Origin of the sequence: Rhodococcus sp. OK611, assembly GCF_003050885.1 — a bacterium.
GTDB classification, from domain to species: Bacteria; Actinomycetota; Actinomycetes; order Mycobacteriales; family Mycobacteriaceae; genus Rhodococcus_G; species Rhodococcus_G oryzae.
This window is the reverse complement of record NZ_QAOZ01000003.1, coordinates 23,341-40,511: the sequence shown is the minus strand read 5'-3', so window position 1 is coordinate 40,511 and position 17,171 is coordinate 23,341. Positions and strand designations below refer to the sequence as shown.

The window sequence follows — 17,171 nt, the reverse complement described above, 5'->3', positions numbered from 1 at the left end:
GGTCAGACTGTCATGCTCGCGATCAGCGCCGCGACCGAGGCCGGACGGTCCGCCATCATGTTGTGCCGGGCGGGACGCAGCGATTCGAACCCGGCGCCGAGCCGGTCGGCGAGCCGCCGCTGCGCCCGGACCCAGCGCCGCGACCGGCCGGAGTCGGCGGCCACGACCAGGGTCGCGGGGAGGGGGCCGAGCGGGCGGAGCCGCTCGAGCTCCGCGCCCAGGTCCGGGTACGCCGCGTTCTCGATCAGGGTCGATCGCAGGTAGTCGGGGTCGGCGAAGGTCAGTCGGATCCACTCGACCGCTTCCGCGTCGGGAGCGCCGTGGGTGACCAGGCGCACCCACGGCCCGGCCAGGCGCTGGAGCCCGCACGCCGAGGCGCCCCGAGCGAGGACGGTCGAGACGCCGAGCCGCCATCGGCGGGGGAGCGCGAGGGGGTGGCGCGCGGCGATGCTGGTGTCGAGCAGCACCAGGGCCGAGGCCCGCCCGGGGTTCGTCCGCGCGAATCCCTCGGCGTACCAACCGCCCATCGAGTGGCCCACCACCGTCACGGGCCCGCGCACCCCGACCGCGTCGAGCACCGCACCGATCCGGTCGGCCTCCCCGCGGACCGTCGGCGGCTCGTCGGAGGCGGGGCTGAGTCCGAAGCCGGGCCGGTCGAACCGCACCACGGTGCAGGCGCGGGTGAGCAGGGCCGCGACCCCGTCCCAGTCGAACCAGTTGCCCGCGAGCCCACCGACGAGGACCACCGGCGGGCCGGACCCCTCCACCATCACGTGCAGGGATCGGCCGCCGACCTCGACGAGGGTTCCGGGTGGTTTCACGTGGAACCCCGTCGGCCTTCCTGCGCGGTGAGCAGTGCGGCGAACACGATCCAGGCGGTGACCGAGATCAGCTGCAGTCGCTGTGCGTAGCCGAGGAGCCAGACCTCGTCGCCCCGCCCGTCCATGTCGACGGCGAAGAGGGTCCAGACGGTGCCAACCGAATAGAGGGCGACGACGCCAAGGCCGAACCAACGCAGCGGGTGCGGCAATCCGTAGCGGTAGGCGGCGAGGATGAAGGCGAACACCGACACGGCCGCGGCGGTCGCGGCGGCCGAGCTGGTCACGGCGTGCAGCGACCGGACGGCGTGCAGCAGGCCGGCCTCCTCGCGACCGGCGCACTCGCTGCTGCCGTGGGCGGAACAGGCCAGCGGCATCCGGGAGTCGAGGAACGTGCTGACCGCGAACACCGCCAGACCGATCCAGCCGATCGTGGTCAGCAGCCGGCGCGGGCGCAGCGCCAGGCCGAATCCCGCGGCGGTGGCGAGCACGATGCCGGTGAGCAGGTCCCCGGTGCGGAAGAGGAATCCGTACGGCTGATCCAGCGCGGCCAGTTCGCTGACGTACGCCCGGCTCGGGTCCAGGCCCGTCGGCAGCACCCACTCCAGCATCCAGGACGAGTACAGCACCGCCCCCAGCACCAGCAGGCCGATCAGGATCCGGCGGATCCAATTCTGGGTGTCGGGCGCGGTGTCGGTGTCGGTCACTGGCGCGGCTTGGCCAGGGGGAACGCCAGTGATTCCCGGATGCTGCCGCCGGTGATGAGCATGACGATCCGGTCCACACCCATCCCGATCCCGCCGGTGGGCGGCATCGCGTGCTCGAGGGCCTGCAGGAAGTCCTCGTCCAGCTCCATCGCCTCCTCGTCGCCGCCCGCCGCCAGCAGCGACTGCTCGGTGAGCCGCCTGCGCTGGTCGACCGGATCGGTGAGCTCGCTGTAGGCGGTGCCGAGTTCGACACCCCAGGCCACCAGGTCCCACTTCGCGGCGACTCCGGGGATGGTGGGGTGCGGCCGGGTCAGCGGCGACATCGAGGTGGGGAAGTTGGTGTAGAAGGTTGGGAACTCGGTCTGGTCCTCCACCAGGTGTTCGTACATCTCCTGCGCGACCGCGCCTGCGTCCCAGTCGGACTGGTGCGGGATCCCGTTCTCGTCGCACAGCCGCCGCAGTTCCTCGATGGGGGTCTCCGGGGTCACCTCGACGCCCAGCTTCTCGGCGACCGCGCCGTGCATGGTCTTGACCGGCCAGTCGCCGGAGATGTCGACCTCGACCGGTGTGCCGTCGGGCCCGGGGCGCAGGATGATCTCCCGGCCGTGTGCGGCCACCGCCGCCGCCTGGATCAGCTCCCGGCACAGCACCATCATCCGCTCGTAGTCGCTGTGTGCCTCGTACGCCTCCAGGATCGTGAACTCCGGGTTGTGCTTGAAGTCCACCCCCTCGTTGCGGAACACCCGGCCGATCTCGAAGACCCGCTCCATGCCCGCTACGCACAGCCGCTTGAGGTAGAGCTCCGGCGCGATGCGCAGGTACAGGTCCAGGTTGTAGGCGTTGATGTGGGTGATGAACGGCGCCGCGTTCGCGCCGCCGTGCACCTGCTGCAGGATCGGGGTCTCGACCTCCATGAAGGCGCGCGAGGTGAGCGAATCCCGCAGCGACTTCACCACCGCGCTGCGGGCGGTGAGCAGGTCGCGGGCCTCGGCATTGATGGCGAGGTCCAGGTAGCGCTGACGCACCCGGGTCTCGGGGTCGGACAAGCCCTTCCACTTGTCCGGCAGCGGGTGCAGGCACTTGCCGTTCATCCGCCACTCGGCGGCGAGCACGGACAGCTCGCCCTTGCGGCTGCGGCCGATGGTGCCGCTCACCTCGATGAGGTCGCCGAGGTCGAAGTCGGCGGTGAACTCGTCGAGCCGGTCGCCGACGGTGGTGCGGTCGAACAGCACCTGGAGGTCGCCGGACCAGTCGCGGACTTCGGCGAACGCGACACCGCCGTAGGCGCGGATCCGCATGAGCCGCCCGGCGATCCGGACCCGGGTGCCCTCCGGTGACGAGGCTGCCGCGGCGACGGTGTGGGTGGGCGGGTATGCCACCGGGTACGGATCGATGCCATGGGCGGCCATCCGGTCCAGCTTGTCCATCCGCACCCGGACCTGTTCCGGGCGACGGGGTCCGACGGTCTCGGTGGCGAGCGCGGCGACGTCGTCGGGCGCACTGCCGTCCGAGTGCAGCAACCCCGCCGCCGCCACGGACTGCGGCACCGCGATGCGGGTGCCGGTGTGCTTGCTGATGTCGCGGCGCCGCCACCGCGGCAGCGTGACGAAGCCCTCCGCCACCGCGGACGCCATGCCGACCTTGGGCAGCACCCGGCTGTCGGAGAAGCACAGGTAGCGCGGGGCCCAATCCGGTTGATACTTCACGTTGGACCGGTACAGCGCCTCGAGCTGCCACCACTTGGAGAAGAACACCAGGATCGATCGCCACACCCGCAGCACCGGACCGGCGCCGATCCGGGCGCCCTCCTCGAAGACCGACCGGAACACCGCGAAGTTCAGTGACACCTTGTTTACGCCGAACCGGTCCGCGCCGGTGGCGAGCTCGGTCACCATCAGCTCCACGACGCCGTTGGGCGCCTTCGGGTTCCGGCGCATCAGATCGAGCGACACCCCGGTCAGGCCCCACGGCACCAGCGAGAGAATGCCGAGGACCTCGCCGTCGGACGTGCCGTCTCCGTCCGGGTCCGTCTCGCCGATGGCCTCGACCAGCAGGCAGTCGCCGTCGGCGATGTCGCCGAGCCTGCCGAGGGCCATCGAGAACCCGCGCTCGGTCTCGGTGTCGCGCCAGGAGTCCGCCCTGGCGATGACCTTCGCCATCTCCTCGGGCGGGATGTCGCGATGACGTCGGATGCGAACGGTGACGCCCTGCTTGCGAACCCGATTGACCGCCTGCCGGACCTGACGCATCTCGCGGCCGCCCAAGTTGAACTCGCGGGTGTGCAGGATCGCCTCGTCACCGAGCTGGAGGACGGTCAGCCCCGCGCGCGCGTAGGCGGTGGCGCCGAGCTCGCTTGCCCCCATCACCGCAGGGGTCCACCCGTAATTGGAGGCCAGGTCCAGCCACGCGTCCACCGCGTGTGGCCAGGCCTCCTCGTCGCCGATCGGGTCGCCGCTGGCCAGGCAGACGCCGAGCTCGACCCGGTAGGTGACTGCCGCCTTGCCGCTTGGCGCGAAGATCACCGCCTTGTCGCGGCGGGTCGCGAAGTAGCCGAGCGAATCGTCGGCGCCAGAGCGGGCGAGCAGTCCGCGCAGCGCCGACTCGTCGTCGCCGGTCAGGGCGTTGTCCGATCGCTGTGATCGGAACAGGGTGACCACCGCGGCCAGCAACGCGAGGGCACCGAGCAGCCCGAGGATGGTGCTGACGAAACCGTGTGTGCGCCCGTCGAACTGCTCGTTTTCCAAGACGACGCCGCCGAAGACCCGGTTGAGCGACCAGAGCAGCCGCTGATCAGACGGCAGGGTGCCAGGGAACAGCTCGACCAGGGCCCAGCCGAGCAGGGTGCCGATGGCGAGGCCGAGGAGCAGCACCCCGAGAGCCTTCCAGCCCGCGCCGCGCCTGACCCGCGTGTAGAACTCCTTGCGCGCGGCGATGAGCACGCCGATCACCGCGAGGTGGACGACGAGGGCAAGCGCTGCGTTCATGTTCCGCTCGACGATCACCTGGGCGAGATTGGTGAGGGCGATGAGGATCAGATAGACGGTGAGCAACCACCACGCGATGCGCTTGCGGCTGGCGAGCGCCGCCGCGAGCAGCGCCAGCACCAGGGCCCAGACGATACTGGTGTCCGGTGCGTCGAAGTAGTAATTGTTGACGTACTCGCGCGGCGTCCGGACGAGGTACCGCAGCACGGGCGAGATGCTCCACAGGAAGACCAGGGTCGCGTAGACGCCGATCACCAGGCCGGCGATGTGCGGCACCTCTCGGAAGTGCCCCGTGGTCGGTCTGCCCAGCCGCCGGGGTGCAGGATGAGCGGACTCGAGCGACGTTTCGGTCGTGGTGGTCGGCGTCATCTACCCAGTGTGAAGGGTTCTCCGTCGGTGTGGGGGATGATGAGCGAGTGCCTGCGCCCCAAGATGTACCGATCCGCGACGAGTCGATCCGCCTCGGCCAGTTCCTCAAACTGGCGAACCTGATCGAATCAGGCGCCGATGCCAAGTCCGTCATCGCCGACGGTCTGGTCAGCGTGAACGGCGAGGAAGAGGTCCGACGTGGCCGCCAGCTGCACGAGGGCGACGTGGTGGAGATCGGTGGGATCAGCGTGCGGGTCTCGCGCTAGGGGGTCGTTTGAGCGACCGCGCCCTCGAAGTCGGGGTGTGGATTCGACACGATGAGAGCGGATCCGTCCATGGCGACGCGGCCGTGCGCGAGTTTGTCGGTCTGAGGAAGCGTGAACAGGCCTGCGAAGAACACGGCAACTGAGCTGAAGAAGACGATCGTCATCAGCGCGTCCTCGCCTCGACCTCTGAGCGCGAAAAGCGTGCAGAACAGAAGCACGCCGGCCACGATCGCCAGCAGAGAGCATCCGAAGCGCTTCCGTCGATGAAGCAGGCATTCATCGCAGAACGGCCACTCATCCCAGAGGAACAGTGACTGCGCACGGATGCGGTTCCATTCGACAATTTGCCAAAAGGCAATGAAGCAAGTGATGCGCTTCCATCGGGGATAGCCCGGTCCCGTGAACGGCAGTACCGGCACTGATGAAAAATGCGTACTGCGGTGTTCTGCCGTGATCTGTCCGTGTGCAACGCACACGTTCGGCGCGGGATGGATCAACTCGTAGTTCCGTGCGCGCAGGATTCCTTTCGCTGCTGTCGGCATCTGGAACTCGTCGTCGGTCTGTGGACGGATCGGAAGACGAATCTCCGGACGCGGGGCGGCTCGCACTGGCCAATGATGACGCACGCCTTGGCCGAGAGTGCAGTTGTCGGCGTCCCACTCGGGCGATGTCCCGACAACTGCACGCTCGGCGGTCAGACCACCATCGGGACGAGGGCCTTGCGGTCGGTGGGGTAGTCCTCGAACTTCTCGCGGTACCACTTGTGGGTCGCGATGGCCCGGGGGATCAGGTTGCCCGCGGTGATCAGGAAGATGACGACGCCTGCCAGCGACCAGGTCAGCAGGGCGAACCCGGCCCAGGCGATGAGCTCGCCGAGGTACGCCGGGCTGGTGACGAACCGGAACCCGCCGCCGTACGGGATCTTGTACTCCGTTGCGCCGGGGTTCTGCTTGTCCCGGAGATTGCGCACGATCGACTCGGACGACACCAGCAGCGCGAATCCGCCCAGGTAGATCACCACGCCGATCAGGAAGCGGGGATCGGTCAGCCACTCGGTTCCGTACTGGTTCAGGTAGTCGTGGCTGAAGAAGGCGCCGTTGAGGTAGCCGTGCATGCAGGTCACCAGCATGCCCATGCCGATGACGGAGACATTGAAGGTGCTGCGCTTGCCTGGGACCTGCCGGATCGACAGCGGGAAGAACCAGCCGCGGTTCGCGTAGTGCAGCAGCCAGATCCCGGCGAGCACCAGCGAGGTGGGCTCGAACCGGTTCGGGCCGGTCAGGAAGAAGATCGCGAACACCACCGTCGCGGGGATCTCCATCAGCCACCAGCCCAGCTTCGGGTTGAGGTTGAACCCGAGGTTGGTCGAGCTGAATCGACCGTATGAACTCTGGGCGAAGAAGCCGCCGACGATGACGAACGCCGCGAAGGCGAACGCGATCGTCAGGACGGTGTCGTAGACCGTGTTCCCGGTGTACCAGTGCATCGAGATCCTTCATCGTGCGAGCGGCCTGCTCGGCCACGTTCCAGGTGGCGACGCCGGACCGGCGACGCTCAAACTGGAACACGTTCTACCACGTCTGGATTCTGTCCGCGGCGCTATCGCGCGATCGGTGCACTTGCGACAGGCCCTGGCAATGGCACGGTTTGGCCCCGAAGATGCGGCGGGGCGCCCGAATGGACGGCACGCCCCGCTCGGCATCATCCATGAAAATTGAACGCGGACCGGTCCTACTCGACGTACTGCTGCTCGAACTCGGCGGTGGGCGGGGTCGGCGTGATGACGTCGATCAGGACGCCGTCGGGACCGGCGATGATGAAATGCCGTTGCCCGAAGTCCTCCGTCCGGATGTCGAGCACCGCGCGGCGACCCCCGAGCGTCACGAGCCGCTCGTACTCGGCGTCCACATCGTCGACCTCGAAATTGAGGATCAGGCCATGCGCGCGCGATCGGTGCCCGTCGGGGATGGTCTCGTGGGTGTGGTCGAGGATCGCGAGTTCGAGGTCGGGTTCGCGTCGAAGGCTTACGTACCAATCGGATTCGAACGTCGCCTCGAAGTCGAACCAGCGGCGGAAGAAGTCCGCCGACTCGCCGACGGCGTCCGTGCAGATCACCGGATAGAAGCTCGTCGTGGCCATGTAGCTCTCCGTTCAAGATAGATACGTACACAATGTATGTGTCTGAACATACGCATACACTGCGTACGTATCAATGGGTCATCGAAGGGGTGGGCTTGAGTCCGTCGAAGAAGGAACAGACCGCTACGACAACGCGAGCCCTGCTCGCGGTGGCCGTCGAGATGTTCGCCGACCGTGGGTTCAGCGCGGTTGGACTCGATGACGTCGCAAAGCAATCCGGCCTCACCCGGGGTGCGGTATACCACCACTTCGGCAGCAAGGCCGGGCTGTTCGATGCCGTCGTGGACCAGGTGCAGCGAGAGGTCGCCGAGCGGGTGAGTCACGCCGCGGCCGGGGCGGGGAACCTGTGGGACGCCCTCGTGGAGGGCTGCCACGAGTTCGTTCGCGCCGGGTCGGATCCCAGGATCCATCGGATCATGTTGATCGACGCGCCAGCTGTGCTCGGATGGCAGCGCTGGCGCGAACTCGACGCGGCCAACTCGGGTCGCCTGCTGCAGGAGGTGCTCGACGAGTTGCAGACGGAGGGCACGATCGGTCCGGGTCTCGCCGCGCCGGCCGCGCACCTGCTGTCCGGTGCGATGAACGAGGCGGTGCTCTGGGTGGCACAGTCGGAGACCCCCGATCGGGACCGGGACTCGGCCTTGGCGACGCTCGACCGTCTGCTGGGCTCCCTGCGTCAGCGCTGACCTCGCCGAGTGTGCACCTACTGCACGTCCCACTCGGCCGATGCCCCGACGACTGCACACTCGGCGCGGTCGGTAGTTCCGTGTGGACGTGTCCGAATTGTCCGCGAATCCTTGGATTTTCGCCTCGCGTGACGTGGACGTGAACCCGCGCCGTCAGTAATTCCCTCCCGGTTCACGGGGAGGACACGAAGCATGCACGAAGTACGTCCATGCGCTGAATAGCGTCCGGTCATCGTTGTTCATCAATGAAGGGATCGGGAAGTGACCACCTCACCACTCAACCGCAGAGCGTTCCTCGGACGCACCGCGCTCACCGGGCTCGGCGTCGCTCTCGCTGGAAGCGTCGACACCCTGTTCCGGCCCCAGGTGGCGGCCGCGGTGCCGGGGAAGGCGGCGGGCTACGGTCCGCTCGTTCCCGACCCCAACAAGATCCTGTCGCTGCCGGCGGGGTTCTCCTACACGGTCGTCTCGCGCTCGGGTGAGACCCTGCTCGACGACGGTTCGCCGGTCCCGAGCGACCCCGACGCGAACGGCGTGTTCGCGAACGGAAACGGTGCCACCATCGTGACCAACCACGAGGTCGGCAGCAACGAGCCCTTCGGTGTCCCGGTGGTCGCCGGCCTCACCTACGACCCGGGTGCGCGCGGCGGCACCACCACCGCCACGGTCGGCCCGAACGGGGCGCGCCAGGGCCAGTACGTCAGCGTCGCAGGAACCGTGAACAACTGTGCGGGTGGCATCACCCCGTGGGGAACCTGGCTGACCTGCGAGGAAACCGAGGCCCGCGCCGGGTCGAACGGCTTCACCCTTGCCCACGGCTACGTCTTCGAGGTCGACCCGGCCGGCCAGGCCGCGAACGTCGGCAAGAGCCCGATCCCACTGAAGTTCCTCGGCCGGTACGCGCACGAGGCGGTCGCCGTCGACCCGGCGACGAGTGCCATCTACCTCACCGAGGACGCATCCAGCCCCAACGGCCTGTACTACCGGTGGACGCCGCCGCAGGGGTTCGTCGGCGGCCGCGGCGCGCTGCACGCCCTCGCCCAGTCGCCCGGCGGGGACACCGCGGGCAGCCTGCAGGCGATGAAATGCCTCTCCGGCGGCACCCACGTGCCGGACCTGTCGCAGGCCACCGTGCCGGGCGTCCGTTACAGCGTGCAGTGGGTCGACGTCCCCGACCGCGACGCGAAAGCCACCTCGGTGCGCAAGCAGTTCACGAACGACCAGGTCACCCGCAGCCGCAAGCTGGAGGGCCAGTGGTGGGGCGATGGCGGGGTCTACTTCGTCGCCAGCTTCGCCCGCATCAGCGACGGCAGCGCGGTCGAACACGACGGCCAGGTCTGGTTCTACGACCCCGCCACCGAGACCGTCGAGCTGAAGACCCTGTTCGGCGTGAACCCGGACCCGTCCGTCGACACCGGCAACTACGACGGCCCCGACAACATCACCGTGTCCCCGCACGGCGGCATGATCCTCGCCGAGGACGGCGAGGGCATCAGCCACCTGATCGGCGTGACGGAGGACGGGCAGCCGTTCCAGATCGCCCGTAACGAGCTGAACGACAGCGAGTTCTGCGGTCCGGCGTTCAGCGCCGACGGGAAGACCCTGTACGCGAACATCCAGACGCCAGGAATCGTCCTTGCGATCACCGGGCCCTGGCGTCGCAAGACGGGCCTCCCGTTCGGCTCGTAACCGTGTGATGGGTGACCGTGGCGAGGATCAGGGGGAGCTGGAGACCCCACGACCCCGTCGCGGTCACCCGCCCGTGACGGGGGTCCGGGCACTGTTGCAACGAGTCCCGCGGTGCCACACTGGATGGGTCGGTCACGTCTTCTCGAAGGGCGGCGCGGCGATGAGGACAACACCACAGCGCAGAAGGTCTCGATACGCGGTTCGGATCATCGTCGCGGCGATCGTGATGCTGTTGCTGCACATGGGATTCGGCGGCGTCACCGCATCGGCCGCCCAGATGGTGCGGACGCAGGGCGGCGCGGTGTCCGCGGTCGCGAACGTCTCCACCCACCAATTCACGGTCAGCATCGGGGATCAGGTGGTCCGAACGATGCCTGCGTCGATGGGCAAGCCGGGTCACGAGACCCCGCTGGGCACCTTCGAAGTGCTCGAGAAGGACCGGTACCTGGTGATGGACTCGTCGACGTACGGGGTCCCGGTCGATTCCCCGGAGGGATACCGGATCGACACCGAGTTCGCGGTCCGGCTCACCTGGGGCGGGATCTTCGTGCATTCCGCGCCGTGGTCGGTCGATTCGCAGGGCTACGAGAACGTCAGCCACGGCTGCATCAACCTCAGCCCGGAGAACGCGCAGTGGTTCTACGAGAACGTGCAGGTCGGGGACACGGTCGTCATCGTCGACTGAACGCGAACGGCCCGGGCGGACCTTCGTCGCACCCGGGCCGAACACGCTGATCTGTGGGGCGGTCAGTCCTCCGCACGGACCACGACGCCGTCGTCGTCGCTGTAGACCATCTCGCCGGGGTTGAAGGTGACGCCGCCGAAGGTGACCGGCACGTTCTTCTCGCCGGAGCCGGTCTGGGTGCTCTTGCGCGGGTTGGTGCCGAGGGCCTTGATGCCGATCTCGAGGGTGCGAAGGATCGCCGAGTCGCGGACCGCGCCGTTGACGATCACGCCCGCCCAGCCGTTGGCGACACCCTTGCCGCCGATGATGTCGCCGACCAGCGCGGTGTGCACGCTCGCGTCGCCGTCGACCACGAGCACGCCGCCGTTGCCGGGCTCGCCGAGGGTCTGCTTCACCAACAGGTTGTCCTGGAAGCACTTGATGGTGGTGATGCGGCCGGAAAAGACTGCGCGACCGCCGATTTGGATGAACTGAGTGTCACAGCTGCGGATGTCGGGGCCGATCTCGTCGGCCAGATCTGCGGTGGCTACCTGCTCAGTCATCTGTTCTTCCCTTCGTCTGTTGAACGCATCCACCCTAGTTCGCCGCGGGCCCTCCGCGGCCGTGGCGCTGCTCATAGTCGTCGCGGGTGCTGTCCGCCCGGCGCTGCGCCTTCTCGTTGAGCAGTTCCGGGTCCAGGCCGTGGGCGAGCAGCCGGTGCCTGCGGTAGATGTTCATCAGCGCGATCGCGAAATACAGCACCGGGAAGAGCAACAGCGCCATCATCGCCAGCGGGATCCATCGCTCGCCCGGGATGAGCAGGTAGAACGCCAGGAACAGCGGGATCAGCGGCAGTGTGAACCGCAGCACGTAGCGCACCGAGGCGCCGGGGCCCACCAGGTCGTTGCGGACCCAGTCCTGCATGGAGTCGGGCAGGGTGCGGCCGAACAGGTAGCCGAGGTACTGCGTGAAGGAGGGTCTGCGCTGGTCGGGCATGGTCATAGGGTAGGGCACCCCTGACCGGAATCGAACGCCCGCTTGGAGGCGGACGGTCCGGTGACGCCTGCCCCGAAACCGCCGGCCCGGGGCGAGGCCGCGCGGACCGCAACTTGCAGACCGACCGGTACGTGTCCTAAATTTCTGGTTTGCTCCCTTCCGGGGGTACCGGTGGCTTGTTGTGGCGGCCCCGGAGGCAACACCGCAGCGAGACCGGCTCCGATCAGGGGCAGGCAATGTATTCCGGGGGGAATATGTATTTCGGGGGAATGGTCCCGCGCTCTGCGCCGGACCAGGTCATCTGTCGAGTCCCGCGCCGTTCGGCGCAGACCCGTCGTGCTCTCGACCGACACGGTTCTTCTCCACTTCGCTGACCCAGCAACCACGCCATCCATCCGCGGCTGTGCCGCGCGGCCCACTGCGGCCTCGGATCGCGTCGGCACCGTCACGACCTCACGTGGTGGTGCCACCACCACGAAACATCGAAGGAGAACCCATGAACCACCACAGAGGCGCCCGTCATCGCGCGCGCACCGAGCGCGCGACGGTGGTGGGCGTGATCCCGCTGGCGATCGCGATCACCTGTGCGGGACCGGCTTTCGCCCAGCCCGGCGTGATGGTGCCGAACGCCGAGCAACCCGGCGTGGTGGCGGAATCCGCCCCCGAGCCCGCCCCCGAGCCCGCGCCCGAGGTCGAGCCCGTCGAGGAGCCGAAGACCTACTGGATCGCTCCTCCGGTCGAGTACGCCGAGTTGCCGACCCGGCCGGTGCCCACCTACGACTACACCGAGTATTCCGAGCCCGTCGAACCGGTTCAGTTCCAGGAACTGCACCTGCCCGTCGCGGTCGAGGTGGTGGCCCCCATCGAGGCGCCCAAGGAGCGACTGCGTGTCGGTGACTTCGTCTCCGACCAGCCGAACTGGCTCTCCGACGAGTACCTGAACCGGACGAACAACACCTCCGCGGTGATCGAGGCGCAGGTCAACACGTTCTGGAAGTCGATCGGTGTGGACGCCGAGCGCAGTGACCGCATCGCCGCGGCCACCGTCGGTGGGGCGGCGGCCGGCGCCGTCACCGGCGCGATGACCGCCGGTGTCCCGTTCGCTGTCGGTGGCGCACTCATCGGCGGCACCATCGGCGGGAACATCGGCGTGGGCATCGGCAACGCCTTCATTCCGGGATTGGGCTGGGTCGCAGCAGCCCCCATCGGAACCGCCGCCGGAGCCGCCATCGGCGCTGCCGCGGCCGGAATCCCGGCGGCAGCGGTGGGCGCGGTCGTGGGTGGCGTGGCGGGCGGTGCAGCGGGTACCGCCTTCGGCGCCGGCGACAGCCTCGGCACCCCGACCGAGTTCGTCCTCCCGAACGTCACCGAGCCCGACGCCGCGGCCCTCAAGCTGCAGGCAGGCGAGGAGTACGCCCGGCTCGCCATGGAGCAGCCCGCCGCGGCCACCGCCGTCGTCGATGCGGTCGTTGCGGCCCCGCAGCTCGCGGAGCAGGTCACCGACCAGGCGATCGCGGCCCGCGAGGCCACCCTCGCCCAGCCGGGCGGCGAGCAGGTCATCGCCGGACTCGACGCCGCCGCGGTGGAGCTGAATCACGCGTTCGGCCCCGTCGCGGGCATGGTCGGCGAGGCGTTGGCCGCGGGCCGGGACGGCCTGGCCGTCTAGGGTCGCCAGCGCACCGGCAACAGGAGGTCCGACATCGTGGGCACACGACAACCGCCGCCGGGCGGCAGATTCGGCGAATCGTCGTCCGATCAGCGTCGCCCGCCCCCGTGGGTCCCGATCGCCGGCCCGAAACCGGACACCTCCGACCCCGGCGCACCCGGTGCCTGGTTCGACAAACCGCAGGACGGTGCGCCGCCGGTCATCGACACCGGATGGGTGCCGCCGCAGTCCCAGCCGGGATGGCTGCGGCGGCACCGGTTCGACGTGGCGCTGGCCGCCGCCGTCGCGGTGGTCGTCGCGGGCGGGGCGGCGACCGCGCTGCTGCTGGCCGACCGGGGATCGTCGGACGGCACGGTCTCGCCCGCCACCTCGCCCGCCGCGGCCCAGTCCGACGAGGCCGACGAGGCGACGTGGTGCGACGGATTCGCCGACGGCGAGGTGGTCTCGGCCGACCCGTCGGACCGCGGCGCTGCGGCGATCGCCGGATTCGAGGACGCTTACTACGTGGCCCGCGACGGGGTCCGGGCCCGCAGCTATGTCGCGCCCAACGCGCTCGTCGCCTCCGCGGAGCAGATCGGGCAGGGAATCTCCCAGATCCCTTTCGGCACAACGCATTGCCTGCTCGTGAAACGGATCGGCGAGGGTCGGTACGCGGTCGACGTGTTCGACCGGCGTCCCGACAACAGTGCGAATCACTACCGCCACACCTTCACCACCGCGGCGGATCCGGGGTCGCCGACCGGGGTCGCCATCACGTCCATCACGCTTCGAGAGGGGAAGTGACCCGGCATGAGCCGCGGCTACACGGATTCGACTCGCACCTGGGCGATCCACACCTACAAGCAGACCCGCGACCAGTACCGGTCGCGGCTGGAATGTTGCGCCGCCATCGCCGCGGACGTCGGCGCGCACACGAACACCGTGGTGCGCTGGGTCAATGACGAGCTGGGCCGTCCGCGAGTCGTGTCGGAGGAGGATCTCCCGCAGCGGGTCCGGGACCTCGAGAGTGAGGTCCGCAGGCTCAGGCAGGCGAATCGCGAACTGAGCGAGCGCATTTCGCTGGGTGTCTGATCCACATCCGCTCACTGCCGGGTGCGGCGCCGCTGCCGGGCGTTCGCCATGCCGACCGCGGCGCGCAGGATGTGCGGGGCGCGGCGGGCCGTTTGCAGCACGGCCCGGTCGATCATGGTGAGGTTCAGCTGTTTTCGGGGTTCGGCGTAGGGCTCGCTTTCGCCCGCGCTGGCGGCCAGCGCGTACAGGCGCCATCGGCCGGGGACGCCCTTGAGCTCGTGGTCACCACGGTCGACGAAGGAGAGCTCGGACCCGACCACCAGGTCCCGGACGGTCCGCGAGACCAGCACCTCGCCCGGACCCGCCGCGGCTCCGATCCGGGCTCCGATGTGCACGGTCATCCCGGTCACGTCCGCCCCGATCCCCTCGATCTCGCCGGTGTGCACCCCCGCGCGCACCGTCAGCCCCAGCGCTTCGGCCTGGCGGCACACGATCTGCGCACAGAGGACCGCCGCCGCCGGACCGTCGAACACGCTCAGCGTGCCGTCGCCCGCGACGTTCACGAGCCGGCCGCCTGCCAGCTCCACCTCGTTGCGGACCTGCCGCTCGTGGGTAGCCCGGAGGTCGCGGTAGGGGCCGTCGCCGATCCGGGCCAGCATCTCGGTGGACCCGGCGATGTCCGTGAACAGGACCGAGGCGAGGTGGCGGTCGGCATCGACCGGCCGATGGACCCCGGTCGCGACCTCCTCGATGTGGTCGATGATCGGTATCCAGGCCTCGCCGAGTGACGAACCCGGTGCCGCCGCCGCCAGCGTGTGCAGCGTGGCGTGCGGGATCGAGTCGGTCACGTAGCGGGAGACCGCCTCGGGCATCGAACTCGCCTCCGCATGGAGCACCCGCGTCGTGCACTGGACGGAGGGGAGGGCGTCGGAGCAGTCGATCCGGAGCAGCCACTCGAGATGCGCGCGGGCGGTCGCGGGCGGTGCGGAGCAGCGCTCGAGGAGCGCAAGCAGCCTGCGATTGAACGGCGAGTCCTGGCTGGGGTCCCACATCGACATGATCTGCCCGGAGCCCCAGTTGTCGTAGACGGCCCGCCAGCCCTCGACGTAGCGGGCCAGGGCATCGGGGTCCCAGCCGTGCGGGATGTCCGGGCCGTCGCGGAGCATGCCCTCGATGAACGGTTGCTGCAGCACCAGGCCGGTCACCCGCTCGGGCGCACGGGCGGCCACCAGCACGAGGGGCCCGCAGGTGCTGCCGATACCGACCAGGGCGGCCCGTTGCATGCCGACCGCGTCCATCACCGCGAGCACGTCGTCGGCCTGCTGCTCGAGGGTGGGGACATGGTCGACCGGGTCGGACAGTCCGAGGCCGTGGCGCTGGAAATAGACGGTTCGCGAGAAGGTCGCCGTCCGCTCGAATAGGTAGTGGATGTGCGGGTCGGTCCACATCAGGTCCGGGTGCAGGCCGATCTCGAGGAACAGCGCCACGTCGGCCCCGCGCTCACCCACGACCTGATAAGCCAGCGCGTGACCGTCGCGCTCGACGTACCTGGTACCCGGGGGGTCCATGAATCCAGGCTAGTCGCGTCAGTCGGGCCGACGGGACAGTCGGCGCTGCCGTGCGTTGGCCATCCCGGCCGCGGCCCGCAGGACGTTCGGGGCGCGGCGGGCCATTCTGAGCACCGCCCGATCGAGCAAGGTGAGACCCAGGGTCTTTCGCGACGCCGTCGAGGGCTCGCACTCGGCCGGGGCGTCGGTGGCGGCGAGCGCGAACAGCCGCCATCGGCCGGGGACGCCCTTGAGTTCGCGCGTTCCGTGGTCGACGAACGAGAGGCCGGAGCCGACCACCTGGTCCCGCACCGCCCGCGAGACCAGCACCTCGCCCGGCCCGGCAGCGGCCCCGATACGGGCGCCGATGTGCACGGTGATGCCGGTCAGTTCCGTTCCGATCCCCTCGATCTCTCCGGTGTGCACGCCCGCGCGCACCCCCAGCCCCAGGTCCTCGGCTTGGCGGCAGACGAGGCGCGCGCACCGGACCGCCGCGGCGGGGCCGTCGAACACGCTGAGCGTGCCGTCGCCCGCGACGTTTACGAGCCGGCCGCCTGCCAGCTCGACCTCGTTGCGGATCTGCCGCTCGTGCGTGGCGCGCAGGTCCCGGTAGGGGGCGTCGCCGATCCGGGCAAGCGTCTCGGTGGACCCTGCGATGTCGGTGAACATCACCGAGGCGAGATAGCGCTCGGCGTCCACGGTCCGATGGACCCCGGTCGCGACCTCCTCGATGTGATCGAGCACCTCTATCCAGGCCTGGCCCATCGAGGTGCCGGGCGGAAGCGGAGGCAGCACGTGCAGCGTGCCGTGCGGAATCGCCCCCGCGATGTGCTGCGAGGCCGCCAACGGGACCGCGCTCCGGGCGGAGTGGAGTACGCGCGTCTCGCATTGGATGGAGGCGAGCACATCGAAATAGTCGATCCGGAACAACCATTCGAGGTGCGCGCGGGCGGTGGCGGGGGTCGCCGAGCAGCGTTCGAGCAGCGCCATCAGTCGCCGATTGAACGGCGAGTCCTGCGTCGGGTCCCACATCGCGATGACCCCGCCGGAGCCCCAGTTGTCGTAGACCGTCCGCCACCCGTCGACGAAGCGGTCCCGTGCCTCGACGGTCCAACCCCGGGGCAGCTCCGCGCCCTCGCGGAGCGCGCCCTCGACGAACGGCTGCTGGAACACCAACCCGGTCACCCGCTCCGGGGTGCGGGCCGCGATCAACGCGAGGGCGCCGCAGGTGCTGCCGATGCCCACGAGGGTGGCGCGTTCCATGCCGACCGCATCCATCACCGCGAGCACGTCGTCGGCCTGCTGCTCGAGGGTGGGGACGTGGTCGACCGGGTCGGACAGGCCGAAGCCGCGGCGCTGGAAATACACCATCCGGCTGAAGGTCGCGGCGCGCTCGAAGACGTAGTGGATGTGCGGGTCGGTCCACATCAGGTCCGGGTGCAGGCCGATCTCGAGGAACAGGACCACATCGGCGCCGCCCTCGCCCACGACCTGGTAGGCAAGCGCGTGACCGTCGCGCTCGACGTACCTGGTACCCGGTGGGTCCATGGGTCCAGGCTAGTCGCCGGATCAACCCTGTCGGGAGGACCACTGTTGCCGCGACTGGAGGCGGGGGAAGAGTGGGGGCGG

At 69.2% G+C, this 17,171-nt stretch carries 16 protein-coding genes and 1 pseudogene; 7 read left to right on the top strand and 10 right to left on the bottom strand.

Going from position 1 to position 17,171, the window contains the following annotated elements; genetic code table 11:
- Positions 1-2: 2 nt before the first annotated feature.
- The 3 genes from C8K38_RS04110 to lysX are packed head-to-tail and all read right to left on the bottom strand — an operon-like array spanning position 3 to position 4,878.
- A complete protein-coding gene (locus C8K38_RS04110) occupies positions 3-821 on the bottom strand; it encodes an alpha/beta fold hydrolase (RefSeq protein WP_257017147.1) in 819 nt (272 codons plus the stop codon).
- A complete protein-coding gene (locus C8K38_RS04105) occupies positions 818-1,525 on the bottom strand; it encodes a DUF998 domain-containing protein (RefSeq protein ID WP_257017145.1) in 708 nt (235 codons plus the stop codon). Before C8K38_RS04105 ends, C8K38_RS04110 begins: the two co-directional genes overlap by 4 nt.
- A complete protein-coding gene (lysX, locus tag C8K38_RS04100) occupies positions 1,522-4,878 on the bottom strand; it encodes a bifunctional lysylphosphatidylglycerol synthetase/lysine--tRNA ligase LysX (protein WP_097210712.1) in 3,357 nt (1,118 codons plus the stop codon). The genes C8K38_RS04105 and lysX overlap by 4 nt, the downstream gene beginning before the upstream one ends.
- 47 nt (positions 4,879-4,925) lie before the next feature.
- Between lysX and C8K38_RS04095 the strand changes: the two genes are divergently transcribed.
- On the top strand, positions 4,926-5,144 hold the full coding sequence (locus tag C8K38_RS04095) for an RNA-binding S4 domain-containing protein (RefSeq protein WP_097210711.1): 219 nt from the start codon (positions 4,926-4,928) through the stop codon (positions 5,142-5,144).
- On the opposite strand, the gene C8K38_RS26790 is transcribed toward C8K38_RS04095, so the two are convergent.
- From C8K38_RS26790 to C8K38_RS04080, 3 genes are all read right to left on the bottom strand, one after another.
- On the bottom strand, positions 5,141-5,752 hold the full coding sequence (locus tag C8K38_RS26790) for a hypothetical protein (RefSeq protein WP_143548391.1): 612 nt from the start codon (positions 5,750-5,752) through the stop codon (positions 5,141-5,143). The genes C8K38_RS04095 and C8K38_RS26790 overlap by 4 nt on opposite strands.
- Before the next feature lie 86 nt (positions 5,753-5,838).
- The gene (locus tag C8K38_RS04085) at positions 5,839-6,630 is read right to left on the bottom strand and encodes a methyltransferase (protein ID WP_097210709.1); all 792 of its coding nucleotides are present in this window, start codon (positions 6,628-6,630) and stop codon (positions 5,839-5,841) included.
- A 245-nt stretch (positions 6,631-6,875) separates the two neighbouring features.
- On the bottom strand, positions 6,876-7,283 hold the full coding sequence (locus C8K38_RS04080) for a VOC family protein (RefSeq protein ID WP_097210708.1): 408 nt from the start codon (positions 7,281-7,283) through the stop codon (positions 6,876-6,878).
- A 95-nt stretch (positions 7,284-7,378) separates the two neighbouring features.
- Between C8K38_RS04080 and C8K38_RS04075 the strand changes: the two genes are divergently transcribed.
- The 3 genes and pseudogenes from C8K38_RS04075 to C8K38_RS27490 all read left to right on the top strand — a co-directional run.
- Entirely contained in the window at positions 7,379-7,969 is a 591-nt protein-coding gene (locus C8K38_RS04075; RefSeq protein WP_097210901.1) for a TetR/AcrR family transcriptional regulator, read from the top strand.
- A gap of 261 nt (positions 7,970-8,230) precedes the next feature.
- Positions 8,231-9,658 (top strand): alkaline phosphatase PhoX, encoded by a 1,428-nt coding sequence (locus tag C8K38_RS04070; RefSeq protein WP_097210707.1) that lies wholly within the window; start codon positions 8,231-8,233, stop codon positions 9,656-9,658.
- 256 nt (positions 9,659-9,914) lie between these two features.
- A pseudogene (locus tag C8K38_RS27490) lies at positions 9,915-10,343 on the top strand (L,D-transpeptidase); the annotation flags it as partial.
- Positions 10,344-10,405: 62 nt separating this feature from the next.
- Here the strand turns inward: C8K38_RS27490 and rraA are convergent.
- Both rraA and C8K38_RS04055 read right to left on the bottom strand, forming a co-directional pair.
- Positions 10,406-10,885, bottom strand: coding sequence for a ribonuclease E activity regulator RraA (gene rraA / locus C8K38_RS04060; RefSeq protein WP_097210705.1), 480 nt, complete (start codon positions 10,883-10,885; stop codon positions 10,406-10,408).
- 34 nt (positions 10,886-10,919) lie between these two features.
- On the bottom strand, positions 10,920-11,318 hold the full coding sequence (locus C8K38_RS04055) for a DUF5313 family protein (protein WP_097210900.1): 399 nt from the start codon (positions 11,316-11,318) through the stop codon (positions 10,920-10,922).
- A 496-nt stretch (positions 11,319-11,814) separates the two neighbouring features.
- Between C8K38_RS04055 and C8K38_RS27035 the strand changes: the two genes are divergently transcribed.
- The 3 genes from C8K38_RS27035 to C8K38_RS04040 are packed head-to-tail and all read left to right on the top strand — an operon-like array spanning position 11,815 to position 14,055.
- Entirely contained in the window at positions 11,815-12,984 is a 1,170-nt protein-coding gene (locus tag C8K38_RS27035) for an insoluble domain protein (protein WP_097210704.1), read from the top strand.
- Between the two features lie 36 nt (positions 12,985-13,020).
- Positions 13,021-13,767, top strand: a complete 747-nt coding sequence (locus tag C8K38_RS04045; protein ID WP_097210703.1) for a hypothetical protein — start codon at positions 13,021-13,023, stop codon at positions 13,765-13,767.
- Between the two features lie 6 nt (positions 13,768-13,773).
- Complete coding sequence (locus C8K38_RS04040) at positions 13,774-14,055, top strand: transposase (protein ID WP_097210702.1); 282 nt, start codon at positions 13,774-13,776, stop codon at positions 14,053-14,055.
- Between the two features lie 11 nt (positions 14,056-14,066).
- Here the strand turns inward: C8K38_RS04040 and C8K38_RS04035 are convergent, their stop codons facing one another.
- Positions 14,067-15,563, bottom strand: a complete 1,497-nt coding sequence (locus C8K38_RS04035; protein ID WP_097210701.1) for an adenylate/guanylate cyclase domain-containing protein — start codon at positions 15,561-15,563, stop codon at positions 14,067-14,069.
- An 18-nt stretch (positions 15,564-15,581) separates the two neighbouring features.
- Entirely contained in the window at positions 15,582-17,090 is a 1,509-nt protein-coding gene (locus C8K38_RS04030) for an adenylate/guanylate cyclase domain-containing protein (RefSeq protein WP_097210700.1), read from the bottom strand.
- Positions 17,091-17,171 lie beyond the last annotated feature (81 nt).

Excerpts from the sequence above, each read along its gene's own strand:
- lysX (WP_097210712.1), bottom strand. The coding sequence starts at position 4,878 with ATGACGCCGACCACCACGACCGAAACGTCGCTCGAGTCCGCTCATCCT.
- C8K38_RS04085 (WP_097210709.1), bottom strand. The coding sequence starts at position 6,630 with ATGCACTGGTACACCGGGAACACGGTCTACGACACCGTCCTGACGATC.
- C8K38_RS04080 (WP_097210708.1), bottom strand. The coding sequence starts at position 7,283 with ATGGCCACGACGAGCTTCTATCCGGTGATCTGCACGGACGCCGTCGGC.
- rraA (WP_097210705.1), bottom strand. The coding sequence starts at position 10,885 with ATGACTGAGCAGGTAGCCACCGCAGATCTGGCCGACGAGATCGGCCCC.
- C8K38_RS04055 (WP_097210900.1), bottom strand. The coding sequence starts at position 11,318 with ATGCCCGACCAGCGCAGACCCTCCTTCACGCAGTACCTCGGCTACCTG.
- C8K38_RS27035 (WP_097210704.1), top strand. The coding sequence starts at position 11,815 with ATGAACCACCACAGAGGCGCCCGTCATCGCGCGCGCACCGAGCGCGCG.
- C8K38_RS04040 (WP_097210702.1), top strand. The coding sequence starts at position 13,774 with ATGAGCCGCGGCTACACGGATTCGACTCGCACCTGGGCGATCCACACC.
- C8K38_RS04035 (WP_097210701.1), bottom strand. The coding sequence starts at position 15,563 with ATGGACCCCCCGGGTACCAGGTACGTCGAGCGCGACGGTCACGCGCTG.
- C8K38_RS04030 (WP_097210700.1), bottom strand. The coding sequence starts at position 17,090 with ATGGACCCACCGGGTACCAGGTACGTCGAGCGCGACGGTCACGCGCTT.